Source organism: Lysinibacillus sp. JNUCC-52, from assembly GCF_015999545.1.
Lineage (GTDB): Bacteria > Bacillota > Bacilli > Bacillales_A > Planococcaceae > Lysinibacillus.
Genome location: NZ_CP065546.1, coordinates 961055 through 983365 on the forward strand (window position 1 = coordinate 961055; position 22311 = coordinate 983365).

The window sequence follows — 22311 nt, forward strand, 5'->3', positions numbered from 1 at the left end:
AAGGATTATCCATGATTTTTTCCTACTAAATATGTGCTACCTTTTTCGATTTTATTTTTGCTAAGCGTAGTAAATATATGATAAAGACAACGGCTAGTACGCCTGCACCTGTTAAATAGACAGATCCATACCCTACTTGCACTGCAACCATTCCTAATATATATGAGCCAAGGGCAATACCAAGGTCAAACATTGTAAAGTATGTTGCCGTTGCGTAGCCACTACGTGTATGTGCTGTTGATTGGACAGCTAATGCTTGTAAGCTTGTTGTTACAGCGCCGTAGCCAAATCCAACAAAAACTGCCGAAAATAAGAATAACGCGGGTCCTGAAACATTTGCAAGGAGAATTAATCCAATGGCAAACGAAATAATGCCAGGAATAATTACAAATTGCGGCCCTTTTGTATCATAAAGCTTACCAGTATAAGGTCGTGTAATCAGCATAGCTGCCGCAAACACGGCATAGAAGAAACTTGCAACTGCCATGAGATCCTTTTGCTGCGCGTACACTGACAAAAATGATAATACACTAGCGTAGGCAAATGCTACTAAGCTGGCAATAGCCGCTACTGGTAACGCTTTTCGTTCAAATAAATCATTGAATTTAAAAGTTAGTTTTCCTTGATGTTCAGGTTTCGGTAAATCTTCTGTATTAATCGTTACAGCTAAAATACCACCTGCTAAAACACAAATACTCATTACGATAAATAATACATTGAAACTACTATATTGTATAAGGAGTAGTCCGATAAATGGACCGATAACAACAGCTAAGTTCGTGGACATTGTAAAATAGCCTAGCCCTGCTCCTTTGCGACTTACAGGTACTATATCTGCCGCTAAAGAACCTGCAGCTGTCGTAATAATACTAAAGAAAATCCCTTGTACAAATCGTAAAGCTAGTAATAGCCCAAATGGATGAATAAATAAATATAATATCGTACATAAAAAATAACCTATAATCGCAATGACTAAAAGCTTTTTCTTGCCGAATACATCTAGTAATTTACCTGAAAACGGACGTACTATAATTGCTGATAATAAGAAACCTGATAATAGTAACCCAGCTTCTTTATCTGTTTGGTGTAGCTCCCCGATCGCATACAATGGCAAAGTTGTTACCAAACCATAAAAAACAAAAAATACCGATATATTTGTTACAAATAAACTAATGAACCGCTTCGTCCATATTTGTGTGTTGCCTTCTTGCTGCACTTCAATCAACCTTTCATTTTTTGCAATAGATTTATAAATTGTGTCTGCTCTTCTACTGTGAGTGACCCTACCATTTCTTCCTCAAACGTTAATATCGTTTCCGTAATGGTCGGTAGACGCTCCTCAGCCATTACTGATAAAGTTACAATTTTTTCGCGCTTATCTTCTCCATCGATTCGTTCCACCCAGCCTAACGTTTCAAGCCTGGATATAGCTCTCGTTACACTTGGCGCTTCGACATTTAAATATTTCCAAATTTGAGTCAAAGTCATTGGACCATGTGTATGTAAGCAATATAAAATGGTCCATTGTGAGCTATACAACTGATGCTGTTTCAATACTTCATTCAAACAATTTGTTAAATAGCGACTTTTTTGAAATAAAGCATGGAAAACGGGATTCATATAATCACTCTCCTTATTTATTTACCTAGCTAAATAAATACTATACGCCTCATTTTTTCTGTTGTAAAGTAAGTTGTTTTCGCTTTTATTAGCGATTGGTTGATTATTTTTGGCGTTTTCAACTGGTTTCGTGCGTTTCGTGGCGATTTCCAAAGGTTAATGGTGCTTCAATGCTTTTCTCAGTGTTAGCAGGTAATTTACAATAAATGTCGAATACAGCTACTAGATTTAAAAAAGGGAGATGGGAACATGGGGAAAAACATACTAATTATCGCGGGCGACGCAGTAGAGGCATTGGAGATTTACTATCCATATTACCGCTGTTTAGAGGCTGGCTATGAAGTATCCATTGCCGCACCGTCAGTAAAAAAATTACAAACGGTTTGTCATGATTTTGTTGAGGGTGTCGACACCTATATTGAGCGTCCAGCGTATGGCTTAGAAGCGACGGTAGCCTTTGCAGATATTGATCCGACAAAGTATGATGGCTTAATTATCCCTGGTGGTCGCGCGCCTGAATACATTCGATTAAACGAGCATGTGCCAGCGCTTGTTAGCCATTTCTTTGAAGCAAATAAACCTATTGCTGCTGTATGCCATGCGGCACAAATTTTTGCAACCATTCCAGATGTACTTAAAGGACGTGAACTCACAGCTTATATTGCCTGCAAACCAGAAGTGCAAGTTGCGGGTGGTAAGTATATCGAAGCAAATCTGCACACAGATGGCAACCTTGTTAGTGGTCATGCTTGGCCTGATTTACCTGGATTAATGCGTGAATTTATTCAAAAATTAGAAGCTTAAAGAGGAAGAGGATGCCAATTTGGCATCCTCTATTTAGCTGTTTCTTGAAGCTCAATATCCAACACTTTTTGTGTTTCAGTTATATACTTAATCCTTACATAGACACCGAATTCTTTGTCTCCCTCTTTTAACCAAAGCTTAAATTTCTCAATGGTTGCATCGGCATTTGATTCACTACCTTCATGCAAGTAGTCAATAATTTTCGAATTGGGGTATGATGATTGTGTCTTTTCGATAGCAAGCTTTCCCCACTTCGCATAGGCAGGCGTTACCTCAGCATGTGTTTCCAAAATGTGTAGCGGCACAGCTTGAGACATTAACAAAATTCCAAATGCTACAAGTAATTTTCGCATATTTTGAGCTCCTTTCTTTTTATAGTTTGTACAACATAGAAAAAATCATTATGTTTCGCAGCATAATTGAAGAAAATGGCATTACTTTTATTATGTATTTATCGGTATAGCTTGGCTGTAACTACAAAAAATAAATGCTCCAGATGTTATCTTTGGAGCATCTCATATTTCAATGTCTTTTTGTTGTTGGTTGTTGCGGGTTATTATGAATTACTTTATTAAATTCTGCCGAATATTCTTCCCGATCATTTCTTTTATGCGTATCTTCCTTCTTTTTCTTTTTAAAGCTTGTTTTACTTTTCTTTGCCATTGCTAACTCCCTCCAATTTAGCTCTTTTTATTCGATTGTTGATTTTTATCATGATTCGTTTTATTGTTTTTATTTTTCGCTTTGGCATCAAATTCCGCACTGAATTCTTCGTTTAGATTATCATTAGGATTGTTATTATTACTGTTACTGTCATCTAAATCTTTACTTTTGTAAGTTCCAAAAGGATTGTGGGTTCTAGCATTCATTGTTTTTTTACTGTTTTTGTTATTTCTATTGCCCATAGCATCTTCACCTCCTACTTGTAATTTGCTCAGGAGAGAAGGAATTATGCTTTGGGGAAAACTTCAATGGGAGAAGAAACAATGGTAAAATTCACAGGCAGAAACACTAAAATTCATCAACAAAAAGGTTGCGCCTACTACGTTTTATATAGAAAAAATGTACATCACCAATCATCATTAGTAATGTACATTTTTATTTGTCCTTTAGACAATTGTATATTCAGTTATATTTAGTAAAGCACCGACTGCACCTGAAAAACCGTGGTCATTAATAAATACAGGCGTATGCTTTTTCGTGCGTGTATAATTGGCAATGACATGTGCTAAGTGGTCATTATGACTAAGCGTTGAGCCGATATAAACGATATGCTGTGCATTCTTTTCTTCGGCATATTGAATACTTAGTGTCGTGATCACCTCACCAACAAGACCTTGGACAGTCGCAATGATATCCTCTGGAGGATGTTTCACTTCCTCCGTAATACCGACCTTACCAAAATTGCTTGCAGTCAAATGCCCATCAATTGGTGTATCCATGCCTTGATAAATATCTTTCACAAGCAAATCTACACCTTCACGATTACCTCTAGTAGCCATCTCACGGATTTCATTGTAATCCGTAATTCCAGTTGTAAGCGCTGACAATCCAATCAATGTCCCACCGCCTACGCCTGTACCACCAACGCGAATATGTGTATTATCTTCCATGTAATGAATGGAAGTTCCCGTTCCAATATTGGTAATCATACTACGCTCGAAGAAATATCCTTCTTTATTTAGTAAAAAACGAACACCCTTCAATGTAGCTTCAAATTCTACTATATAATGAATCGATTTCATTGTTTTTATGACATCAAGTAATTGTTCTGTACGTCCCCCCGTAACTCCAATATCCTCAATATCTGGATTATTTTTAATCCACTCCATTACAGTCTGCAAATCATTTGACGGAAAAGTTGTTAAAACAAGTTCGTTGTGCTCGTCTAAGTAGGCAACCTTCGTCAATGTGCCGCCTGCATCAATACCTATAGCCTTTGGCATACCATTCTCCTTTAACTTTATTCAGTAGAAAAATTTCCTACCTAAATAGATGGTTAGATGAATACTAGTTTACTCTTTTATTCAGTGAGTGTCTAAAACGCTAACTGATTAAAGTTCATGCCTCTGGCGATCGTCAAGGATTTCGAAAGGAGTTTATTGTGTATGCACAATTCAAAATCCTGACACACTGGTTCTGCGCGAAAGCGAAACGTCAGCGATAATTAAGCCGAGGCGCAATTGAATATTCGCCCTTCCTAAACTTTACCGCTGTTGAAATGATTGTGCAATAACTTGGCAAACTTTCATGAAAAAAAACATGAAAAATAGCATAATTAATAGATAAATCCAACATATATTTACTTTTTATGTAAAAAAGAGCCGCTGTCAAAACAGTCGACTCTTTTTTCTATATAACAAATTTTAAAAAAACTTAAATTATTGTGCAGAGTATCCGCCATCAATTACAAGCTCGCCACCTGTGATGTAAGAAGCTTCATCAGATGCTAAGAATAAAATAGCATTTGCAACTTCTTCTGGTTGTCCAAGACGACCCATTGGAGTAGCACGAACTAACATGTCCATTGCTTCTTTAAATTGACCGATGTTAGCAGTCATTGGTGTTTCAATTACTCCAGGGAATACAGTATTTACACGAATGTTAGATCTACCTAATTCAGCTGCAGCAGCACGTGCGATTGCGCGTAAAGAACCTTTTGAAGCTGTATATGAGTTTAAGCCAGAACCGATAATAGCAGTGTATGATGATGTATTAACGATTGAGCCTTTTCCAGCTTCTTTCATGTATTTAGAAACGTGTTTAATACCTAAGAAAGGACCAAATGAGTTAATTTTGTGCATAATAGCCCAATCTTGGTCTGTAATATCTTGTGGAGATTTTTGTGAAGAAATACCTGCATTGTTGATTAAAATATCGATACGACCATATTTTTCAACAACTGCTTTTGTAAATTCAGCCCAGTTTTCATCAGAAGAAACATCTAATTTCATACCTTCTACATTTTCTAATTCAGAAATTTTAGCTAAATTTTCTTCGTTAATATCAGCAGCAATTACAATAGCGCCTTCTTTAGTGAATAGTTCTGCCATTGAAGCGCCCATTCCTGATGCGCCACCTGTAATAATTGCGATTTTGTTGTCTAAACGTCCCATTTTTAAAAACTTCCTCTCTTTTCTATTTCGCCTAAGCGTATTGAGCGTTGTTATGTAAGTTAAATACTAACAGTCGCCTAGCTCTTTAAAACGGATACAGTTATATATCAAACTGTATAGGTTTAAATAGTTTACTAATAAACTTTATCATATTTATGAAGCGTTTTCAAAGAATATGTACGAAATTTGAACAATCTGTTTTCACTTTCTTCACTTTTGCGATACGATATACATAGAGGCTTGACTATTTGAACGGAGGAAAAAGAAGTGAAAGATCAAAAAACACTTTATAAAGAAGCGATGCAAGTTTTAAAAGAAACGAGTCGCACATTTTATATACCGATTACTTTTCTAAAAAATGATTTAAAAATGTCAGTTGCTGCGGCATATTTAGCGATGCGTGCTATTGACGAAATCGAAGACCATGAAGAACTTTCGAATGATGTAAAATTCGATTTACTTTCCGCCACAAGTGAATTATTAAAAAATGACTTCGATGCAGCAGCCTATAATGCTTTATTAGCTCCATATGCTGAACAATTACCCGAAGTTTCCCTTCGTTTAGCGGATTGGTTAACATTTTGTCCAGATGGCTCTCGAGAAATTGTCAAAGCATCCACAAGTGAAATGGCATTTGGTATGGCCAAATGGGCAAAAGCAAACTGGCAAGTGCATACACGTGAAGATTTGGATGATTATACATACTATGTTGCAGGGCTCGTTGGGACAATGTTGTCAGAGTTATGGGCATGGGGTGCGGACGTTCAAACAGATCGCGACTTAGCAATTGGTTACGGTCGTGGACTACAAGCCGTCAATATTTTACGTAATCAGCATGAAGATTTAGACGAGCGTGGTGTAAGCTTTGTGCCAGACGGTTGGACACGTGAAGATTTATTTGCCTACGCTGAGGAAAATCTAGCGAAAGCAGATTTATATATGAAGGCAATCAATAAGCGTACGATTTTATTGTTCTGTCGTCTTCCCCTTGCTTTAGCACATAAAACATTAAAAGCAATGCAAGATGGCCGTGAAAAAATGACGCGCGCTGAAGTAGAGCAAACAGTAGAAGAAGTTCAAGCGGATTAACGCGGTGCCTGACACCGAAACAATTCGCACAATTCACTACAATTTATAAAAATTTAAAAGCCCTTGTGTTGAGAAAATTCACACAAGGGCTTTGTTGTTCAAATAACGCTAATGAACCGATTAATTAGCTCATAACTGAAATAAAGTGCAAGGACCGATAACAATGTAAAGACGACCTTTTCTACTTTTCCGCCAGTTTTTGTTGTTAATGGCAAGCGCACTGACAAGTTTATCGGGAAAAATAGCTTCACCCCTTGTTTCGTCCCCATATCGAGAACAATATGACTTATCATGCCGAGTAAAATCCCTACAATAATCGATTCATACGGGATTATTGTGTGTAACAGTGTTGCTACAAGAAACAAAAACAGTAAACTATGTGTAAAGGAGCGATGTCCAAATAGCTTATTAACAATTTTTGAGATAATGGGAAATGTCCGCCCAATTTTACTTCCGCCATGGCAAATATCGGGAAGTAAAGCACCGATAACACCCGCTCCAACTAATACGAATGGATTATCATTTGAAATTTGAGCAAAAGCAAGGCTAGCCGTGATGCCTCCAACGATGTGTGTATTCCCTTGCATAATGACTTCCTCTCTATGTATTGAAATTTCACTTTCCTAATGTAACATATTATTCTCCAAAAGAGAACATACATTCCAAACATACGTTTTATTTTTTTGTGATGTTAATGCTAATTAAAAAAATATGAAACAAGTGTATATCTAGTAGGTCGAACGGAGAAAAATGACTACTGGAGGTAACTATGAAAACATATAAAGGTTTGCTATTTATTTTCATTACTATGATTGGGAGTGCATTACTTTGGTATTGTGCCACGCCGATTGAAACAATCAGTGAGTTAAATAGGATTAGCCATATTGTTGGTGGCTTGGCGATTACAGGGTTCTTCCTTGTATTTTTATTATCAACACGAAGTAAGATTCTCGAACGATGGTTTTGCGGCTTAGAACATGTCTATAAATATCACAAGTATTTGGCGATTCTATCGTTAGGGTTAGTAATTTTACACAGCCAGTTACAGGGCATGTTACCACAAAAGGAAAATGGGTTAGAAACTCCGTTCAGAGAATTAGCAAAGCAACTTGGTGTGCTTGCACAATATGGCTTTATCGTTTTAATTGCCATTGCACTACTTGCAAAATTTCTGAAATATGAGCAATGGCGATTTATTCACCGTCTATTGCTTATTCCATATGCTTTAGGTCTGTACCATGCTTATTTTTCTAGCAAATATAATTTATTTCAAGCAACACCACTAGCCATTTTTACAGCGATAACGGCCACTATAGGGACAATGTCCGCTTTATATATGCTTTCAATGTATCAGGATATGCAATTTAAACACACAGGGAAAGTAACAGGTATTCAAAAAAAGGGTGGGAATGCTGTTGAAATACAATTTACTTTAGATCAAAAACTTTCTTATCGAGCTGGTCAGTATATTTTTATAAAAATATTCCAAACAGGATTCGAAAAAGCACCACACCCCTTCTCAATTTCAGGTGGAGATGGTCAAAAAATTTTTGTAACAATTAAGTCACTTGGCGATTTTACGAAAGAGGTTAATACAAAATTACAAGTGGGTACACAAGTAGCCATCGAAGGCCCCTACGGTCATCTAAACTTTGACAAAGGACATCAAAAGCAAATATGGATAGCTGGTGGTATAGGTATTACACCTTTTTTATCATATTTACAAGCGCATCCTACCGATCGAGAAATTGAATTATTTTATACATTCCACGGGCCACATGATGCTATCTATAAAGATTTTTTACAAAATTACGCAGAAAACAATACACATTTTAAGGTTAATTTTATTGATACGACCACTATGGATAGACTTACTTTCAAGCAATATACAGTGCCCGTAAATACGAGCATCTTTTTGTGTGGACCTGAGAAAATGGTGAAGCACTTCATCAAGCATTTTAAATCCAACTATAGCGCTATCGACATCAACTATGAAGCCTTTAAATTTAAATAAAAATCAAAAAAAGAGGCTACATCCATTAGTAGGGATGGTAGCCTCTTTCGTTTGTTTTCATTCGCCTCATTTAGCGATTAAACAAATGCTTATTTTTCACTATGATGACACATACGACAGCAAGTAATAGACCTGATATCGTAAACACTGCTCTTACCCCTATAACATCAGCAATAATCCCCATCATGAGAGAAGAAATGCCAAACGCACCAGTTGAAATAGCACTTAAAGAGGTAAATACAGAGGACAGTTCTGCTTTTGGAACACTTTTTTGAATAACTGTATGTTGTGGGATGCTTTTTATTTGTCCAAAAACGCCAACACAAAAAGTTAGGAATAAGGCGATAGTTGGAATAGTGTTTACGCTAAACAAAATCGTTGCAATAAACATACACAAAGAACCAACAAACATTACTTGCGCTAATTGCCGTTCAATAAAGGCGTTATATTTAACACAATAAACGCTTCCTGTTATTAACCCTACAAAAAATGTGCCATTCAAAAAGCCCCACCATTGCTCGTCAACTTGTAAAGCATCTGTGACAAATACCAATATAATTGCAGCAATCCAAACTGTACCAGCGATTGACTCAAGAAAATCGATCCAAACAACCCTTCTTAACACTGGAGTATGCCAAAGTAATTTCCAGCCTTTTATAACTTGTGTTAGTTTCCCTTGTTGGGTAAATGATTGATGATCAACATTTTCTAACAAACATAAGACGATACTGGCTATTATAAACAAACAGCCTACTACCCAAACTACTTGTTGGGAACTTAGAAAAAGTAAAAATAGGCTGCCTACAAACCACATAACTGTTTGAATAAATTGCGTTACCGCTTCATCAATGCCATTTGCCTTCAACAATTGTTCTTCTTGTACATAATGCGGAACCAATGTCTGTCTTATTGGATTCGCACAGCCATCGAGAAATGCAATCATACTTATGACAATAAACAACAAGTAAAAATTAGTTGCTGTTGTTACATACAACAGTAGCCCTAATAAAAATAATAAACATGTCTTTCCTATTTGAGAACCTGCCATTAACCATTTTAAATTCACCTTTTCAAACAAAAGCGGCGTCAAAATACTTGATACAAACATTGACGAAGCAATTGTAAATGGTACAAAGGAGGCTGCAATAGCCGATTCCGTTATAATGTAAATTAAATGGATAATGCTCACTATATATAAAACATCACCTATATTTGCCAGTGATTGACCGATTAATAATAATGAAAAGTTTCTACCCAATTTCATAAACAATCCCCCATTTTCAAAAAGTTAGCTTAATTGAAATGGGTGATTTTTAAATTGGACTGTTCATGTATACTTGCCTCCCCCATTTTTCACGAAATAAAAATCATTAAAATGGGGGATTTTAAATTGGACTACACATGCAAACTTGCCTCCTTTTCTCTAACAAATAAATCTTGGGGGAATTAGATTTATCTTAATTTTTGTATGTATTTGTAATTCTGTTGAAAAGCTTATGCCTTTTTATTATCAAAAAATCAGTACTAATTTTTATATTTCTGTTGAATGGTTTGAAGGTGTTGCGCTTTTACCACCTCTGTTACGTGCATTTGTGGTAGTAGTTTCGTATAAATGGCTTCAATATCACTTTGTGTGAAAATTGGCTTACCTGATTGATTGCGGGTTTCTATAAAATGCCTTACATTGTCTCGCTTTAACACATGTACATTTTCAGACTGTACCTCAATTTTCTTTAACTGACAACGCTCACTAAAAACAATAACGGAATGTAAAGCATCATCTGGTAGTCCTAAAAAATTTTGAATTGCTCTCATGTGGGTAGCATTTTGACGTATTGGATTGTAAAATTTAAATTTTTTATTATTAGGCATTGTTTGTGTCCACTGGCTTTGATTTTCATTGCCAAAAATCCAACCGCTATAGTTTTTAGACTCTATTACGTATAAACCAGTCCGATCTATATAAAGTAAGTCCACTTCCGTCCAATCATTTGAATTCTTTTTTTGAATATACACATTAAATAATTGCTTATGGCTTTTTAAAGCATACTTTTCTATTATACGTGATGTTAAATACTCTCCATACTTTCCTTTATCAAATATTACGTTAAACAGGCTGTATTTCGTTAGTGCATAGTAAATGCTTACTCGATAGTTTTTTTGCTTAAAATAAATAATTGATATGGCCATTAAAATGACTATTAGCAAGAAAATAATGTACACAAATTCTTCCCTCCTCATAATAAGTTTTTTAGTCTTTATTTTTTAAGTCCCTCAATTAGTTCACGAAGTCAAAGCACAAATCATTCATTACACAATTATACCAATATTTTCTAAAAAACGCGTATTTTTTATTTACATAGCATGAAAAACTCGACGATTTCATAAAGTGATTTAATGTTCTCTGAAATATTTAGTGTATTCATCTTGGAATATTACTAAAAATTTTTTGAGAAATGACTTGGATTTTGCATCCTAAGTTAATTATTAAATCTGTTGAAGGGGAGGTTTTTTGTTGAATTATTATGATCCGTATTATAGTGATTATGATGCAGTCTTTGGTGGCTTTATGGTTGTGTTCTTTTTAATATTTTTTGTATTTTTAATTATTGGCTATATTGTGAATGCACTAATTTATTTTATGGCATCTAAAACAAATGGCTTTAGCGACATTGCTTATATCGCGTGGATTCCAATTATAAATATTTACAGTTTATTTCTTCTAACTGCTAATGGTGATGACGATGCAACAATTCGTGCAGCTGCTAAAAAAACAACCTTAATTTATGCAGGTCTATTTATCGTTTCCTTTGTCCCTGTAGTTGGTATAATCGCATCTCTTGCTATGTTTTGCTATTGGATTTATTATACCTATCGTCTCTTATACCGTTGGACGGGAGAGACAGGAAAAGCTGTTCTCTATATGATCTTATCAATTATTACTTGCGGCTTATTCTTTGCCATTTATGGCTTAATGCGTATGAAACGCCCATTCATAGTATAGGCGACCCTATTAATTCCTCTTTCGTTTAAAAACTGAAAGAGGATTTTTTTGTGCTTCAGTACATTCTTCTGTTCCTATTTAATGCAATTCAGTGTTAGATGATTTTCCCTCATCTTTCCAATATTTTTAAAAAAAGAAGTCAGAAATTATGATGGATATGCTATATTATAGTTAGAAAATTTAGACATTCTAACTTTTAAAGAAAAGGGGATTTTTGATTATGTATGAAAATATTTTAAGACATCCAGGGCCGACACCTATTCCAAAAAAAGTGCAGCTTGCGATGAACCGAGATATCTTCAGCCATCGAAGCAATGAATTTGTCGAGCTATATCGGGAAACAACTGAGCTCGTGAAACCTATTTTCGGCACTAAGCAGGACATTTTATTGCTTCCATCTGGTGGTACAGCAGCATTAGAAGCAGCAGCTGTCAATACCGTTTGTGCAGGTGAGGATGTCGTTGTCATTACGGTAGGCGCTTTTGGGGATTATTTCGTTTCGATTTGTGAAAAATATGGCTTTAACGTACATAAGCTTGCGAAACAATGGGGACAAGCATGCACTGCTGAAGAGTTACGTAATTTTTTACAGCCTTTGCAAAATATTAAAGCTGTTTTTGTTACGTACAATGAAACTTCCACAGGTATTTTAAATCCAATTGCAGAATTAGCACAGGTTGTTCGTGAAGAAAGTGATGCGTTAGTCATTGTGGATGGGGTAAGCTGTATTGGTGGAGCTCCTGCTGAAATGGATGCATGGGGCATTGATATTCTCGTAACTGGCTCACAAAAGGCTATGATGCTTCCTCCTGGACTTTCACTTATGAGTGTAAGCGACAGAGCGTGGAAGGTCATTGAAGAAAATAAAGCGCCCTCTTATTACTTGAATTTATTAAGCTACCGCGATTGGGCAGAGAAAGGGATGACACCAAATACCCCTACCATTACATTAATTTATGGGCTACACGAAGTGTGTAAACTTATTGAGCATGAAGGTGGTTTTGCCCAAACCATTGCCCGTCATGAACTGATGAAAAATATGGTGCGCAGCGCGATGAAAGCACTTCATATTGAGCTTTTGACAGATGATGACTACGCTTCTCCTACAATAACAGCCATTATGGCACCAAAAGGTATTGCATTAGGTGAATTTCTGACACATCTTAAACAACGATATCATCTAGACTTTGCGGGCGGATTAGGTCATTTACAAGGTGAAATTTTCAGATTTGGCCATATGGGCTACTGCTTCCCAAGCGATGTTTTGCAAGCCGTTTCATTAATGGAGGCGGCACTACAAGACTTTTCTTATGACTTTGAGCCTGGTGCGGGTGTTAGCGCAGCGCATAAAGTGTTTTTAGCGGCACAACGAAGCTAACCTACTTTAACAGCAATAGACTGCTTGACGATAAAACATATCTAGCAGTCTATTTTTTTGTATACGCAATTCAACGAATTTTTTTCATATATTCCTCGCGCATTTCCTGAGGAACCATGCTGCCTCCTGTTGCCCATACAAGATGTGTTGCTTGTTCCATTTCATCCACTAAACCTTGATTTTCCAAATAACTTCGCCCATTCTTCATTAGTTGAATTGGTCCAAACATCCCTGCATGTGCAGACGGTTCTAAAAATAATCCTTCACAGTCCATGGCTAAACTGAGTGACGTAAACAATTCTTCGTCTTTTACTGTATAACAGCCGCTAATATATGTTTCCATCACTTTGCCAACAAATTTGGATGCACGTCCAACGGCTAGTCCATCCGCTTCCGTTCTATTGTCTAAACCGATATCCTCTACACTGATTTCATCGTGTAAACCTGTCATAAGTCCGATTGTCATACACGGTGAAGCAGTTGGTTCAGCAAAGAAAATATGAACATGCTCCCCAAACATTTCGCGCAAACCATATGCAACTCCACCAGGTCCACCGCCAACACCACATGGTAAATAAACAAACAATGGATGTGCCTCATCCACTTGAATATTTGCCTTTTTTAATTGATTTTTTAAGCGCATTGCTGCTACTGCATAGCCAGCAAATAAATCTTTAGAATTCTCATCATCAATAAAATGACACATTGGATTTTGTGAAGCTTCCTGTCTTCCCTGCTCTACAGCAACACTATAATCCGCCTCGTATTCAATGACTGTTGCCCCTTTTTCTCTTAATAATGCTTTCTTCCACTCTTTTGCGTCACTCGACATATGTACAACGACATTGAATCCTAGTTTTTTGCCCATTATGCCGATACTAAGCCCTAAATTGCCTGTTGAGCCTACCGCAATTGTGTATTGCTGAAAGAATGTTCGTAGTTCTTCTGTAGCAAACATTGCGTAATCATCGTCTACTTTCACCTTACCATGAGCAATTGCCAATCGCTCGGCATGCTTTAATACTTCATAAATACCTCCTCGCGCCTTGATTGAACCCGAAATAGGTAACGCATGATCACATTTTAAAAATAATTGACCTGGAATTAATAGTTGAAACTCTTTTTCAAGTGCTACCTTCATTCCATCTATCTCCTGAATAGAGGACTCAATCAGTCCTTTGCTTTCTACTAGTTCTGGAAAAGCAATATTTAAATAGGAAGAAAAGCGTGTTAGCGTTTCTTCCGCATCCTCAACCTCTTCTATGGAAAAGAGAGTTGTACTTGCATTTTTCGACCATTTTGTATTTTCCCAAAATACAGTGTCTCGATTTTTAATCTTTTCAAGTTTTGGAAATAGGTGAAATAATTCGTTTTTTAGTTTATTTTCCATCTGTGGAGCCCTCCATTTTTTGTGCCAAAATTGCTCGTTCACAAATTTGTCGAAATTTCATTTCAAACAGTATATTGTTTTCTTTCGTTCTTTTTTTAGGTCCCTTGGTTCGTCCTCCTGCCCGTCTAATCTTCTGTCCAACATGACGCATATCGAGCAGACGTTCGATGTTTTCACTAGACATTTCCCTACCGTTTTGATCAATCGGATACCCACCTCTTGCCAAAACCATAGCTGCTAAACCGTAATCCTGTGTAATCACAATATCGTGTTTTGAAAGCGCATTCACTAGCGTGAAATCAACCGAATCTGGTCCCTTCGGCACAATAATTGTTATTACATTTTCACGTTCAATACGGTGTGATGTATCGCAAAACAAGATAGTTTCAATCTCAAACTCAGATGATATAGATAGCGCTAAATCCACGACTGGACAGGCATCAGCATCAATTAATACCTTCACAATAAAGCATCATTCCTTTCTCATAATTAGATGAATCAAGCACCTCTATATTATTTTAATATAACATTCTCAAGACCTCGATTGCTCATTTTTTCACAAACTTATTTGACTTGGAAAAAGTATTTTATTGAATAGTGTGAAAAATAGATATACGATACACCTATCAATTAATTGGAGGTTTTCAATATGACAACAACAACTGTAAGCAACGATCAATTAGCAAAAGAATACGTTGACGGCGTGTTCGAGCAACTGAAAAACCAAAACAGTCATCAAGCGGAGTTTTTACAAGCAGCTGAAGAGATTTTCATTTCATTAGTGCCTGTATTTGCACAACACCCTGAATATATTAAGGCAAATATTCTTTCTCGTATCGTAGAGCCAGATCGCATCATTTCATTCCGCGTAGCATGGCAAGATGATAACAACCAAGTGCAAGTAAACCGTGGTTATCGTGTACAGTACAGCAATGTCATGGGACCTTATAAAGGCGGGCTTCGCTTCCACCCTTCAGTAAATGAATCCATTATTAAGTTTTTAGGCTTTGAGCAGATTTTTAAAAACGCATTAACTGGTCAACCAATCGGTGGTGGTAAAGGTGGATCAAACTTTAATCCAAAAGGTAAATCTGATTCTGAAATCATGCGTTTCTGCCAAGCATTCATGACTGAATTATACCGTCATATTGGTCCAGATGTCGATGTTCCTGCTGGCGATATCGGTGTTGGTGCTCGTGAAGTAGGTTATTTATGGGGTCAATACAAGCGTATTACAAAAGCAAATGAATCTGGCGTATTAACAGGTAAAACACCTGGTTACGGTGGTTCATTAGCTCGTAAAGAAGCAACTGGTTATGGTACAGTGTACTTCGTAGAAGAAATGTTAAAAGAAGTAAATGATTCATTTGAAGATAAAACTCTTGTTGTTTCTGGTTCAGGGAATGTATCAACTTATGCAATTGAAAAAGCACAAGCATACGGGGCAAAAGTTGTAGCTTGCTCTGATTCTTCAGGCTACATTTATGATGCTGAAGGATTGGATCTGGATGTCATTAAAGAAATTAAAGAAGTAAAAGGTGACCGTATATCAACTTACGTTGACTACCGTCCAAATGCTACATTTACAGAAGGTTGTACAGGAATTTGGTCTATTCCATGTGATATTGCTCTACCATGCGCAACGCAAAACGAAATTAACGGCGACGCTGCTCGTACATTAATTTCAAATGGTGTAAAAGCAATTGGTGAAGGTGCCAACATGCCATCTGATCTTGAAGCCATTAACGAATTTTTAAACGCTGGTGTATTATTTGGACCTGCAAAAGCAGCAAATGCTGGTGGTGTTGCAGTATCTGCACTAGAAATGGCACAAGATTCAAGTCGCGTATTCTGGACATTTGAAGAAGTAGATGCGAAGCTACACCAAATTATGAAAAATATTTATGCAGATAGTAAAGCTGCTGCTGACAAATACGGCTATCCAGGAAACCTAGTAGTTGGTGCAAACATCGCTGGCTTTATAAAAGTAGCTGATGGAATGCTTGCTGAAGGTATCTATTAATACAATTTATTCGATTATTCAACCATCTAGTAACTAGAATCCTTTATTAATATTTTAAATTTTCTTAATTTCACATAAGGTGATAACGATTATTCGTTATCACCTTGTTTTTTAGTATAAAATGGGTAAAAAACAAGCATAAATAAGTTTATAACGAACGTTTTTTATATTAAACATTATAATTATTCGTGTTATAATGTTAGAGTACTATGAAATATTGGAGGGTTTTTTGTGGAATTATTGTATACAGGTAAAACGAAAAATGTATTCAAGTTAGAAGATGGTCATTACTTATTAAAATTTAAAGATGATGTAACTGGAGAAAATGGCGTATTTGATCCTGGCGCAAATACTGTAGGTTTAACAATTGATGGTGCTGGCCTAGCGGGTCTTCGCTTAACTTCTTATTTCTACTCAAAACTAAATGAACAAGGTGTCCCTACTCACTACGTAGATGCAAACTTCGAAGATGCAACGATGACAGTCAAGCCCGCAACCGTTTTCGGTAAAGGGTTAGAAGTTATTTGCCGCTTCAAAGCTGTTGGCTCTTTCCTACGTCGTTATGGCGCTTATGTACAAGAAGGACAACCTTTAGATTCTTTCGTTGAAGTAACAATTAAAGATGATGATCGTCTTGATCCTCCAATTTCTGAAGATGCTTTAGCTATGTTAAACCTGTTAACACATGAAGAATATGCAATATTAAAACAACGCACAATTGAAATTTCTAAATTCGTTGGTGCAGAGCTAGCCAAAAAAGGCTTAACGCTTTACGATATTAAGTTAGAGTTTGGTCGTGATGCAAAAACAAATGAAATATTATTAATTGATGAAATTTCTGGCGGTAATATGCGTGCATACAAAGGCGAACAATATATTGAGCCATTAGAGCTTGAAAAAATTATGTTAGCTGACTAATAACTGCTACCCTTCTAAGTAATACGTTTACTTAGAAGGGTTTTGTTTTCAATATTCTTTTTTGTAAAATCCTCTCTATTATAAATTACCGATAATTCCCTGTAGCTATAAGGTTTCCTTTCATTTATGCTCGAATACGTTGGGCAAAAAATTTAATCCCAGGATATTTTTTGAAACCTTTCATCTTTTCACTCGTATATTGAGTAGAAACAAACTTATCATCTTAGGAGGTAGTTTAATGGAAAACTATAATGAAACAACGCAACAAGAAAGGCCTAAAGTTAATCCGTTTCTGTCTACTTGGATGCATCCAAAGCAAACAGCTCGCTACATGATTGATGCAAAATCTATCGGTTATGCTATCCTTGTTATGTCCATCGGTTATATTGGTTCTTTGCTTTCAGGCCTTATAGATAGTAATTTCTTACTAGATGTGTCCCCATGGATTATCGTGCTATTTTGTATCATTTTAGCACCAATTTCAGGAATTGCCGGTACAGCATTCTCTAGCCTTATTTTTTGGCTATTTGGTAAATTGTTTAAAGGTACTGCAACGTATTCTGACTTATTTAAAGCACTGAGCTTAACTGCTGTACCATTTATTTTAGCTATTCCTTTTTATTTAATTTGGCTATTTACCTCACAAGAATCATTAATGGATACTAACTTTATCGGGGCTACTCCTTGGATTTTTTGGCCAGCAATGTTAGTGACTGCTGTTGTTATCATTTGGTCCTTTGTGACTACAGTAGCTGTTGTTGCCGAGGCGCATCAAATTTCAAATTGGAAAGCATTCTTTACAATCTTTATTCCTTCTATCATAGGAGGAGTCCTTGTCTTTGTATTGGTTGCTGTTCTCTTTATTGGCCTTATCGGTATTAGCATGATGTAATAAAAATCTCCCGCTCTCAAATGAGAGGGGAGATTTTTTAGTTTAAAACCGACTATCTACAGATTAAACGGAAAGTACCGTCTGTTGCTGGAATAACTCGGATACACCAGATGCAACAGCTGCCCCACTAACAGCACGTGAAACAATTTCAACAACACGCTCATCTAAAGATTTAGGCACAATATATTCTTCTGTTAATTCTTCATCGCTAACAAGAGAAGCAATAGCTTCAACTGCCGCTAATTTCATATCCTCATTAATATCTGTAGCACGTACATCTAATGCTCCGCGGAAAATTCCTGGGAAAGCTAAAACATTATTAATTTGATTTGGGTAATCTGAACGTCCAGTACCCATAATACGAACGCCCCACTTTTTAGCGTTTTCATACGTAATTTCAGGATTCGGGTTGGCTAATGCAAAAACAACTGGATTTTCATTCATAGATGCAATATGTGCTTCTGTTAATAAATTCGCAACGGACACGCCGATAAAGACATCTGCACCTACAAGAGCATCTTCCAACGTACCATGAATTTTTTCTGGATTTGTTAAATGTGCAACGGCCTCTTTAATCGGATTCATACCTTCCACGCGACCTTCATAAATAATTCCTTTTGTATCGCACATATAAATATTTTTATAGCCCATTTGCACAAGGATACGTAAAATAGCAATACCTGCTGCACCCGCACCATTAATGACCACTTTCATTGTTGCTACATCTTTTTTTACGATACGATTTGCATTTATCATGCCCGCTCCTACAACGATGGCAGTGCCATGTTGATCATCATGAAACACAGGAATATCACATTCTTGACGTAGACGATCTTCAATTTCGAAGCAACGCGGTGCTGAAATATCTTCTAAATTAACAGCACCAAATGTTGGCGCAAGCGCCTTCACAATGCTGACGATTTCATCCGTGCTTTTTGTATCTAAACAAATTGGAAAAGCATCAACATTGGCAAAACGCTTTAATAAAATCGCCTTTCCTTCCATAACTGGTAGTGCCGCCTTCGGTCCAATATCCCCTAATCCTAATACTGCAGTACCGTCCGAAACAATCGCAACCATATTGCCCTTCATTGTATAGTCGTAGACAAGAGAAGGATTTTTTTCAATTTCAATACATGGTGCAGCTACCCCTGGTGAATATGCAAGGCTCAGATCATAAGAATCTTGTACAGGAACTTTTGAAATCACCTCTAGTTTTCCACTATAATGTGCATGCATCTCTAATGCCTTTTTCATAATATCCATTTTATCCGCCCCTTTTTCGTTTTTATTGTATGTCAGAATCATAATACTTTGTGAAATGACAGTCAACAAAAATAACTCAAAAAGCAATATTTTCTTTGATAAATCAATATTTTACGTCGTTAAATACATTTTTTCTTTTTGTTATTAATTTCACAATCTATTATTTCAATATAATAAACAACCCTTTTTCTCTTTATCAAAATGCACTTATATCAGCGCTAAGCCTGTTCAACTTTTCACATAGTATTTTTCTACAGTAAATGAGAAGAATTTCACAAACTAACGTAAGCGCATCCATTGTCATATCTATATTTGCCACATTTTCTCCACATTTTTTCACAAACATTTTTATTATTATTTTAAAAACATTTTACGTACAAGCGTTTCCTTCCAAGTGCAAAGCAGAACTTTACCTATCTTCATCCTAAAAAATAAAAAAAGAGTCCTTAGCGTAAGGACTCTTGTACAAATTGATTCGTAAATGCCGTAATAATATGTTTGGATGACCATTGTTCTCCCGATACCTTTGTAATCGGGTAATCTTTACGAAAGATTGCCTTCGTTATATCATCTACAGAATAGCCACGATCATAAAGCTTCCGAACCTCGCCCTCCAGCTCCTCTAAATAAGAAATTTTTTCAATAATTTTAGCACGTCCATCTGCTAGATAACCTGCATGGCAGCAATAAACCTTTTCAAAATCATAATGTAGTAGTTTTTTTAACGATGCCAAAGTATGTACAACGTTTTCCTCATCAAGTACGACCTTTGTTTTCGTTTGAATGTATAAATCCCCTGTGAACATCGCACCCGTTGCACGGTTGTAAAAAGACAAATGATCTGTTGTATGTCCTGGCGTAGCAATAATATCCCATGTAGCCGATGTTGTTTCAAGTGTCTCGTTAAACGGCTGGGCCATAAAAGCTGGGCGTTGTCCCCATAGCGCCTGACGATACAACTGATAGTTTCCATCTTCTGCACAATCCCCAATTGACGCATGATGAACATAAATAGGAACACCCATATGCTGCTGTATCCATGCAGCATTGCCCGAATGGTCCTCATGGGAATGTGTTAAGGCAACTTGTTCAATCGGTAGCTCTCGAAAAAAAGATTGAAACTCCTCGGCAAGTGAGTTAGAACCTGTGTCTATTAATAAACCATCCACATAAAAACTATACACACTCATACCAATACCTTGAACTGCTACCTTTCCATGCGCACATCGCACATCATTATTTTGTTCAATTTCAATACTTTTCTCTAGTTTAAACATGCTTTCTCCCCCTTACCCTTTGTAAAAAAAGTGTAGCACAAAATGAATAGCGAGTCATTTTCTGGCGTACGTTTCCATTTATTTAATGGAAATAGCAATTCTTTTTGAATATATAATAAACAATAAATAAAAAAACGCCCACCAAAGTGAGCGTTTCAGACTGTAGACAAACTCGAAGTTTTTCGAACTGCCGTTGATTTCCGCTACGGGCGGGCGCTTTCCGCGGGCACATCGTAAGCCGCAACCCTCGCTAACGCGCGGTTTGCTGCGTCTTACGTTATGTGCTGTTCCCGCAGGAGTCGTCCGCCCTCCGCTCCAATCAACTGGTTAGGTAATGATAACAGCTCCTCTCAATAACTACTGGTTTTGGGGTTAATTTCTGCTAAGGTCGGATGCTTTCCGTGAGCATACACGTAAGCCGTAACCCTCGCTAACGCGCGGAATGCCCGTGTCTTACGTTTTGTGCTGTTCCCGCAGGAGTGGTCCGCACTTCTCTCCAATCAACTTTATATATGTTGCTAGCAGTCTACTATAATTGCTACTTGGACATGGCAAACAGCTTCATAGAGAGGGGATGCAGGAAGAGTCTGGCAAGGCGAAAGTAAGAACCCCTTTTTACAATAAAAATAACAAAAGGAATTAAGATTTCTATTCTTAATTCCTTTTGTCGACAAGCTGAAACGCCCACCAAAGTGAGCGTTTTTTTATTTATTCGTTTGTTCCTGTTTCTACATCATACGCTGTAATCCAGTCACTGAAGCTACCTGTATAGAGCTGAATATTTTCATAGCCTTCATCTGCAAGCACTGCATAAAGCGGTGAAGCTGTGACACCACTGCCGCAATACACAACAATATGTTCATCATGTGCAACCTTTGCCCGTAGCGCATCATTAGCTTGAAGAGTATTTTCTACCTTTAATTGCTCCCAGTCAAAGTTTTTAGCTGTTGGAATATGTCCCGCTACTTGGTCTAGTGGCTCAACCTCACCACGGTAGCGAGCAGCTGCGCGTGCATCTAATAGCGTTGCTGACTGTTCTCCATCTACAATAGCTTTCACTGCTTCACGCGGAGCATAAAGATGATCTTGCCAATCAAAGTCGATTGTCGTTGGTGCATATTTGACAACATCTTTTGTAAATGTCACTTTGTTTTCAAGCGCAGGTGCTCCCCCATTGACAATGACAACATTCGGGAAACCTGCATATGTTAGCATCCACCAAGCGCGCGGCGCAAACGGTGATGCCCCTTGATCATAAACAACAATATGCTCTTCATAGCGGAGACCTAATTCTTGAAACACAGACGTTAGCTTTTCCTTACTCGGCATCGGATGACGACCATTTTCACTTGTCATATCTGATAAATCTTGCTCTAAATCTAGATATACAGCGCCAGGAGCATGACCTGCTTCAAATGCTAGTTTACCAAATTCTTTGTTCTGTAAATCAAAGCGAGCATCTACAAAACGGACATTGTCAACTTGAATTTCCTCAACTGTTTTGAATACTTTTCCCATAT

Annotated in this window: 23 protein-coding genes; 8 read left to right on the forward strand and 15 right to left on the reverse strand. The window is 37.0% G+C overall.

From position 1 onward, the window contains the following. Positions 1 to 25: 25 nt before the first annotated feature. Positions 26 to 1216, reverse strand: a complete 1191-nt coding sequence (locus JNUCC52_RS05135) for an MFS transporter (protein WP_370635717.1) — start codon at positions 1214 to 1216, stop codon at positions 26 to 28. Between the two features lie 5 nt (positions 1217 to 1221). After that, positions 1222 to 1620, reverse strand: coding sequence for a MarR family winged helix-turn-helix transcriptional regulator (locus JNUCC52_RS05140; protein WP_337981605.1), 399 nt, complete (start codon positions 1618 to 1620; stop codon positions 1222 to 1224). 249 nt (positions 1621 to 1869) lie between these two features. Between JNUCC52_RS05140 and JNUCC52_RS05145 the strand changes: the two genes are divergently transcribed. Continuing rightward, on the forward strand, positions 1870 to 2424 hold the full coding sequence (locus JNUCC52_RS05145) for a DJ-1/PfpI family protein (protein WP_337981606.1): 555 nt from the start codon (positions 1870 to 1872) through the stop codon (positions 2422 to 2424). A 29-nt stretch (positions 2425 to 2453) separates the two neighbouring features. Here the strand turns inward: JNUCC52_RS05145 and JNUCC52_RS05150 are convergent, their stop codons facing one another. The 5 genes from JNUCC52_RS05150 to JNUCC52_RS05170 all read right to left on the reverse strand — a co-directional run bounded on the left by JNUCC52_RS05150 (position 2454) and on the right by JNUCC52_RS05170 (position 5540). Next, positions 2454 to 2777, reverse strand: coding sequence for a DUF3889 domain-containing protein (locus tag JNUCC52_RS05150; protein WP_172771015.1), 324 nt, complete (start codon positions 2775 to 2777; stop codon positions 2454 to 2456). 169 nt (positions 2778 to 2946) lie between these two features. Beyond that, positions 2947 to 3087 (reverse strand): hypothetical protein, encoded by a 141-nt coding sequence (locus tag JNUCC52_RS05155; protein ID WP_172771014.1) that lies wholly within the window; start codon positions 3085 to 3087, stop codon positions 2947 to 2949. A gap of 17 nt (positions 3088 to 3104) precedes the next feature. Continuing rightward, positions 3105 to 3329, reverse strand: a complete 225-nt coding sequence (locus JNUCC52_RS05160) for a hypothetical protein (RefSeq protein WP_172771013.1) — start codon at positions 3327 to 3329, stop codon at positions 3105 to 3107. 204 nt (positions 3330 to 3533) lie between these two features. After that, positions 3534 to 4370 carry a type II pantothenate kinase gene (gene coaW, locus JNUCC52_RS05165; RefSeq protein ID WP_172771012.1) on the reverse strand — a complete coding sequence of 279 codons (837 nt, stop codon included), beginning with the start codon at positions 4368 to 4370 and terminating at the stop codon, positions 3534 to 3536. A gap of 435 nt (positions 4371 to 4805) precedes the next feature. Next, a complete protein-coding gene (locus tag JNUCC52_RS05170; RefSeq protein WP_172771011.1) occupies positions 4806 to 5540 on the reverse strand; it encodes an SDR family NAD(P)-dependent oxidoreductase in 735 nt (244 codons plus the stop codon). A 267-nt stretch (positions 5541 to 5807) separates the two neighbouring features. On the opposite strand from JNUCC52_RS05170, the gene JNUCC52_RS05175 reads away from it, so the two are divergent. Beyond that, the gene (locus tag JNUCC52_RS05175) at positions 5808 to 6629 is read left to right on the forward strand and encodes a squalene/phytoene synthase family protein (protein WP_172771010.1); all 822 of its coding nucleotides are present in this window, start codon (positions 5808 to 5810) and stop codon (positions 6627 to 6629) included. A gap of 98 nt (positions 6630 to 6727) precedes the next feature. On the opposite strand, the gene JNUCC52_RS05180 is transcribed toward JNUCC52_RS05175, so the two are convergent. Continuing rightward, positions 6728 to 7216, reverse strand: coding sequence for a metal-dependent hydrolase (locus tag JNUCC52_RS05180; protein WP_172771009.1), 489 nt, complete (start codon positions 7214 to 7216; stop codon positions 6728 to 6730). Between the two features lie 182 nt (positions 7217 to 7398). Here JNUCC52_RS05180 and JNUCC52_RS05185 point away from each other — a divergent pair, with 182 nt between their 5' ends. Then, positions 7399 to 8643 carry a ferredoxin reductase family protein gene (locus JNUCC52_RS05185; protein ID WP_337981607.1) on the forward strand — a complete coding sequence of 415 codons (1245 nt, stop codon included), beginning with the start codon at positions 7399 to 7401 and terminating at the stop codon, positions 8641 to 8643. A 70-nt stretch (positions 8644 to 8713) separates the two neighbouring features. Here the strand turns inward: JNUCC52_RS05185 and JNUCC52_RS05190 are convergent, their stop codons facing one another. Next, on the reverse strand, positions 8714 to 9907 hold the full coding sequence (locus JNUCC52_RS05190; protein WP_337981608.1) for an MFS transporter: 1194 nt from the start codon (positions 9905 to 9907) through the stop codon (positions 8714 to 8716). A 260-nt stretch (positions 9908 to 10167) separates the two neighbouring features. Continuing rightward, positions 10168 to 10866, reverse strand: a complete 699-nt coding sequence (locus JNUCC52_RS05195) for a nuclease-related domain-containing protein (protein WP_337981609.1) — start codon at positions 10864 to 10866, stop codon at positions 10168 to 10170. Positions 10867 to 11158: 292 nt separating this feature from the next. Between JNUCC52_RS05195 and JNUCC52_RS05200 the strand changes: the two genes are divergently transcribed. Both JNUCC52_RS05200 and JNUCC52_RS05205 read left to right on the forward strand, forming a co-directional pair. Continuing rightward, on the forward strand, positions 11159 to 11647 hold the full coding sequence (locus JNUCC52_RS05200) for a hypothetical protein (protein ID WP_337981610.1): 489 nt from the start codon (positions 11159 to 11161) through the stop codon (positions 11645 to 11647). 220 nt (positions 11648 to 11867) lie between these two features. Continuing rightward, positions 11868 to 13025, forward strand: a complete 1158-nt coding sequence (locus JNUCC52_RS05205) for a pyridoxal-phosphate-dependent aminotransferase family protein (RefSeq protein WP_337981611.1) — start codon at positions 11868 to 11870, stop codon at positions 13023 to 13025. A 70-nt stretch (positions 13026 to 13095) separates the two neighbouring features. Here JNUCC52_RS05205 and dsdA read toward each other — a convergent pair whose 3' ends face one another. Beyond that, positions 13096 to 14415, reverse strand: coding sequence for a D-serine ammonia-lyase (gene dsdA, locus JNUCC52_RS05210; protein ID WP_337981612.1), 1320 nt, complete (start codon positions 14413 to 14415; stop codon positions 13096 to 13098). Beyond that, on the reverse strand, positions 14405 to 14878 hold the full coding sequence (locus tag JNUCC52_RS05215; RefSeq protein ID WP_172771002.1) for a YaiI/YqxD family protein: 474 nt from the start codon (positions 14876 to 14878) through the stop codon (positions 14405 to 14407). The genes dsdA and JNUCC52_RS05215 overlap by 11 nt, the downstream gene beginning before the upstream one ends. A 186-nt stretch (positions 14879 to 15064) precedes the next feature. On the opposite strand from JNUCC52_RS05215, the gene gdhA reads away from it, so the two are divergent. The 3 genes from gdhA to JNUCC52_RS05230 all read left to right on the forward strand — a co-directional run bounded on the left by gdhA (position 15065) and on the right by JNUCC52_RS05230 (position 18248). Further along, positions 15065 to 16438: an NADP-specific glutamate dehydrogenase gene (gene gdhA / locus JNUCC52_RS05220; protein ID WP_337981613.1), complete on the forward strand. Its 1374-nt coding sequence runs from the start codon at positions 15065 to 15067 to the stop codon at positions 16436 to 16438. A gap of 231 nt (positions 16439 to 16669) precedes the next feature. Next, the gene (locus tag JNUCC52_RS05225) at positions 16670 to 17356 is read left to right on the forward strand and encodes a phosphoribosylaminoimidazolesuccinocarboxamide synthase (protein WP_172771000.1); all 687 of its coding nucleotides are present in this window, start codon (positions 16670 to 16672) and stop codon (positions 17354 to 17356) included. Between the two features lie 238 nt (positions 17357 to 17594). After that, a complete protein-coding gene (locus JNUCC52_RS05230; protein WP_172770999.1) occupies positions 17595 to 18248 on the forward strand; it encodes a Yip1 family protein in 654 nt (217 codons plus the stop codon). 63 nt (positions 18249 to 18311) lie between these two features. On the opposite strand, the gene JNUCC52_RS05235 is transcribed toward JNUCC52_RS05230, so the two are convergent. The 3 genes from JNUCC52_RS05235 to JNUCC52_RS05245 all read right to left on the reverse strand — a co-directional run bounded on the left by JNUCC52_RS05235 (position 18312) and on the right by JNUCC52_RS05245 (position 22309). Continuing rightward, positions 18312 to 19514: an NAD(P)-dependent malic enzyme gene (locus JNUCC52_RS05235; RefSeq protein WP_172770998.1), complete on the reverse strand. Its 1203-nt coding sequence runs from the start codon at positions 19512 to 19514 to the stop codon at positions 18312 to 18314. Between the two features lie 446 nt (positions 19515 to 19960). Next, positions 19961 to 20791: an MBL fold metallo-hydrolase gene (locus JNUCC52_RS05240; RefSeq protein WP_337981614.1), complete on the reverse strand. Its 831-nt coding sequence runs from the start codon at positions 20789 to 20791 to the stop codon at positions 19961 to 19963. Positions 20792 to 21499: 708 nt separating this feature from the next. After that, positions 21500 to 22309, reverse strand: coding sequence for a sulfurtransferase (locus JNUCC52_RS05245; protein WP_337981615.1), 810 nt, complete (start codon positions 22307 to 22309; stop codon positions 21500 to 21502). Positions 22310 to 22311 lie beyond the last annotated feature (2 nt).